At 60.2% G+C, this 4,475-nt stretch carries 5 protein-coding genes; all 5 read right to left on the bottom strand.

Translation table 11 applies throughout. The features are described from left to right. A partial coding sequence (locus tag B2W52_RS16440; protein WP_286803754.1) for a bifunctional protein-serine/threonine kinase/phosphatase occupies positions 1-1,600 on the bottom strand: 1,600 nt, incomplete at its 3' end. 77 nt (positions 1,601-1,677) lie between these two features. Beyond that, positions 1,678-2,526, bottom strand: coding sequence for a formate/nitrite transporter family protein (locus B2W52_RS16435; RefSeq protein WP_230706109.1), 849 nt, complete (start codon positions 2,524-2,526; stop codon positions 1,678-1,680). A gap of 337 nt (positions 2,527-2,863) precedes the next feature. Then, a complete protein-coding gene (locus tag B2W52_RS16430; protein ID WP_476738542.1) occupies positions 2,864-3,751 on the bottom strand; it encodes a TonB family protein in 888 nt (295 codons plus the stop codon). Further along, positions 3,751-4,161, bottom strand: a complete 411-nt coding sequence (locus B2W52_RS16425; RefSeq protein ID WP_064229296.1) for an ExbD/TolR family protein — start codon at positions 4,159-4,161, stop codon at positions 3,751-3,753. Before B2W52_RS16425 ends, B2W52_RS16430 begins: the two co-directional genes overlap by 1 nt. Further along, a partial coding sequence (locus tag B2W52_RS16420; RefSeq protein ID WP_286803752.1) for an ExbD/TolR family protein occupies positions 4,158-4,475 on the bottom strand: 318 nt, incomplete at its 5' end. The genes B2W52_RS16420 and B2W52_RS16425, both read right to left, overlap by 4 nt.

The following is a 4,475-nucleotide window of genomic DNA, read 5'->3' as shown; positions in this document are numbered from 1 at the left end:
GTCGCAGCTTGTACAGGTATTCCGAGAGCGCCGGGTAACGTCTGTGGGCCTGAGGGTGAACCGCTTTTTCAATTGTATCGTCGACCCAGGCGGGAAGATTCTCACGTAAGTGTCTCGCGGGCCGGTAGTTCAGCCCGCGAAGCTGGTTCCGGCTATGGATTTTCGGTACTTCCGCGCCATAGGGAAGCTGGCCGGTGAGCAACTGGTAGGTAATCACGCCCAGGGAGAACTGGTCTGATAGCCAGCTGCCGGGCTCGCCGAGAAAGGTCTCAGGGGCACTGTAAAGGGCGGCCCCCCGAGGAACCGCCTGTTCGCCGATCTCAGAGTCCTCAAGGCCGGCGACCCGGGTGGCACCGAAATCAATCAGCGTGACAGTGCCATGGGGATCCACCAGCACGTTTTCCGGCTTCAGGTCCTGGTGCACCATTTCAAGCCGGTGGAATGCCCTCAAGCCTTTACCAATCTGCTCAACGAGATCACGCACGGTATCAAGTGTCGGAGCCGGGTTGTCCAGCATCCATTGCCGCAAGGTACAGCCTTCCACGAACTCTGTGGCCTGGTAGAGAAAGCTGGGTCGTTGGCTGGACTGGAACGGTCTTGCGACATGAGCGCTGCTGATTCGCCTGGCAATCCACTGCTCGGTGGAAAACTGTTCCAGGTAGACCGGATCGTGTCTCTGTTCCAGTGAGGGCATCTTCAGCACCACCCGGGTATCGGTTTCCTCATCCACCGCCAGGTAGACATGGCTGCGGCTGCTGGCGTGAATCTGTCTCAGAATCCGGTAACCGTCCAGATGTTGGCCCGGCTGAAGTTCCGGCGCAAAGGGCAGCTGGGCCAGCTGGTGAAACAGCTCGCTGCTTTCCGGAACCGCGGGGACCGAGTTCACCCGGATGATCTGGGCGGTCAGGTTGTCATCACTGCCCTGTTCGAGGGCCTGGGCTGCCAACCGGCGGGCGGCAGCGTCCAGATCATCGCCAGATTCCCGGATGATACCGGCCATGGTTCGCTCATCCAGGTGCTCATGGATGCCGTCGGTCGCCAGCAAAAAGGTATCGCCGGGCTGGATCGGCAGGCTTCGATAATCGATATCCAGTTGATGGCCAATGCCCATGGCCCGGGTCAGGCAGCTCTCTTCCGGGGAGAGCCAGAGCCGGTGATCGGTGCTGAGCTGTTCAAGTTGGTCGTGGTGAACCCGGTAGATGCGGGTGTCGCCGATATGAAACAGATGTGCGGTGGCGGACCTGAGCACCATCACGCTCAGGGTACAGACATAGCCTCGGTCGCGGTCATAGCGGTATTGGCTTTGCCGGGTCTGGGCATGAAGCCAGGCATTGGTTGCGAGCAGCACCCGTTGGGCGGACTGTTTCACCGACCAGCTTTCCGGAGTGGAAAAGTAGTCGCTGAGGAAACCCGCGACGGCGGACTCGCTGGCAATCTGGCTGACATTGCTGGAGCTGATGCCGTCGGCGATGGCAACGGCGATGCCTTTGGTGATCAGCTGGTGGCCCTTTGGCACCAGTAAACCGTGGAAGTCCTGGTTGACTGGTTTGACGCCAGCGTCGGAGTACTGGCCGGCGGAAACGGAAAGGGAGCTGGTCATTGGGAAACGGCATTTCCTCGATCAAGGAAAACGCAACTCCGGCGGGTGCGGCAGCCGGAGTTGCAGGACGCCCCGACTCAGTTGGTACGGGCCAGGGCAGCGTCGCTGTAGGCTGCTGCAATCTTGCGCTTGGGTGCGGTGCGCACGTGGGTGGTGTAGAGGGTAAGGCCGGTAAAGGCCAGGCCGCCCACCAGGTTACCCAGCACGGTGGGAATCTCGTTCCACCACAGGTAGTCCATCACTGAGAACTCGCCGCCCATGATGATGGCGGACGGGAACAGGAACATGTTCACGATAGAGTGCTCAAAGCCCATGAAGAAGAACAGCATGATGGGCATCCACATGGCCAGTACCTTGCCACTGACGCTTGTGGAAATCATGGCGCCAACCACGCCCATGGATACCATCCAGTTGCACAGCATGCCGCGAATGAAAATGGTGGCCCAGCCGGCAGCCCCGAACTCCGCGTAGCCAAGCGTGCGCGCTTCGCCAACACTGGCGATCTTCGCGCCAACGGCACCCGGGTCGGTATTGAAACCATAGGTGAAGATAAAGGCCATCATGAAGGCGACGGTCAGCGCGCCGCCCAGGTTGCCAAGGAATACCCAGCCCCAGTTGCGCAGTATGGCTGCCGGGGTTACGCCGGGGCGCTTATCAAGCAATGCCAGGGGTGTAAGCATGAACACGCCGGTCAGCAGGTCAAAGCCCATCAGGTAGAGCATGCAAAACCCGATCGGGAACAGGATAGCGCCGATCAAAAAGACTCCGGTCTCGACCGCTACAGTGATGGCGAACGCTGCAGCCAGCGCCAGAATGGCGCCGGCCATGAAAGCCCGGATGAGGGTATCCCGGGTGGACATATAAATTTTGGATTCGCCGGCGTCGACCATTTTGGTGACGAATTCCGAAGGCACGATGTAAGACATAGTGTTTTCCTCTGACTTCTATCGGATGACCAGACTTTTGAAACGGCCATAAAAAAACGGCGATACCCGCTGCCTGCAATCTGCAGGTGCAAGTAGACGCCGTCGTCTGAATAAATCTGTCGCTGTGAACAGAACCGACATTGGTTCCGCTGTCTGAGAAGTTGCAGAGACTGTGCCAGAATCGCAGGTTGCCAGGAAACCGGAATTAAATCAGAAGGGTAAGAATTTTCATGCTGTGGTTGCCGGGCTCGGCAGAAGAGGCGACCTCCGCTCTCACGCACCTGATCGGTGCGTTCCCATTGACCGCTGCTGCAACCTGGCGCAGCAGGGCAACGTCTCAGCGAAGACTGAAGCGTACGGGCAAGGCGTAGCGGAATTTCTGGCCTGCAATTGCTTCCGGCACTGATGGCAGAGGCGCTGCCTGTTCGAGCATGGCCAGCGCCGACTCGTCCAGAAGCTGATGTCCGGAGCTGGTTCTGAGGCTGTGGGCCACCAGGGATCCGTCCCGTTGAAACTCGAACACAATCACGGGTGTGCCTTCCTGGCCAAGGCGCCTCGCCCTGCGTGGATATTCATAGTATCGGGCAAGATGGCGGCTGAGTTTGGACAGGTAATTATCCACTTCCGATCTAACGCCAGCGTTTTGCAGTGCAACGGTCGCCTGTGACTGTTTCTCTGTTGCAGTCTCTGCCGGATCACCGCTCGGTGTTTCCGCTTCCGCGACCTCTTCGGCAACCTCTGGCTCGGGCGTTGGTTCCGTTATCGGTTCAGGCTCAGGTTCCGGCTCAGGTTCTGGCTCGGGCTCAGGCTCAGGCTCAGGCTNNCCGGCGGCGCGCAGCTTGTCGGCCAGGGCGCGGGCATTGGCCAGGTTGGAGAAGCTGCCGACGTTGACGGCGTAGCGTCCGCCGGCGGCGCTGGCCGGCAGCGGCCCGGCGGGCGCCGCAGGCGCTGCCTCGGCGGCAGGCTCGGGCTCGGGCTCGGGTTCGGGCTTGGGTTCAGGTTCAGGCTGTGGCTTCGGCTCTGGTTTTGGCTTTGGCGCGGCGTCGGGTTTCGGCTCGGGTTCGCCAGCCAGCTTGATTCGGATGGCTGGCGCTGTGTTGACCGCGGATTCGCCCAGGGTGTTGAGTTCCACCGTCTCTTCGGGAGCGGCGATCGCCAGGGCGACGAAGGTCACTACGATTGCGAGCAGCAGAAGTGCCCACCGGAAGGGCGGCTTTTGCGGCATCATCGGGCGGGCTCCGTCAACAGCAGGATATCCTGGTATCCGCCCTGCTCCAGCAAGCGGAAGAGTGTTTCCAGGTCTGCCATGGTGATGCTCTCGGCAGCGGCAATTTTCAGGGGCTGCTGGCCATCAGGTTCCGGCAGCCTGGCAACCAGGGATTCCTTGTTGAGCAGCTCACCGTCGACCTTCCAGTCTCCGTTGGCGCTTACAATCATGTCCGCATGAGGAGACTGACGGTCTTCGCCCTGCTCGGTGGCGGGCAATTCGGGCAGTGGGTCATCGGCAAGCTGGCCGGCAACGATGAAAAACATCAACAGCAGGAAGACCAGGTTGATCAACGGCAGAAGCGCATCCTCCACGCGTTCCATCAGGGTTTTGCCGGAGGTAAACGGAGGTGGAACCAGATCGCTCATGGTGTCGTTGCGTTTGTCCGCTTCCAGTGAGTGTCGATGCCGCTGTCAGTCAAAGCGCTCAGGGCCGCGGTAAAAGCTCCCAGGGGTGTATCGCCCGTTGTTGAGAGGTTCACTTCGGTGGTACCGGCTTCAGACAGATCGGTGACCAGGCGCTCCAGGGGTAACGTCTGGCCCTGCCATCTTACGTCGCCGTTGGCCGTGACCGTCAGCTCTGGTAGCGGTTCTCCGGTGACCGGACTGCGGCTCGACGTGTTATTGGCCAATTCCAGGTAGTCCACAGGCAATAGCCGGGTGGTCAGCATAAAGAACACCAG

Source organism: Marinobacter sp. UBA2498 (assembly GCF_002341575.1).
In the GTDB taxonomy this organism is placed as follows: domain Bacteria; phylum Pseudomonadota; class Gammaproteobacteria; order Pseudomonadales; family Oleiphilaceae; genus Marinobacter; species Marinobacter manganoxydans.
The sequence above is the reverse complement of the archived record's forward strand: the minus strand, read 5'-3'. Positions and strand labels throughout refer to the sequence as shown.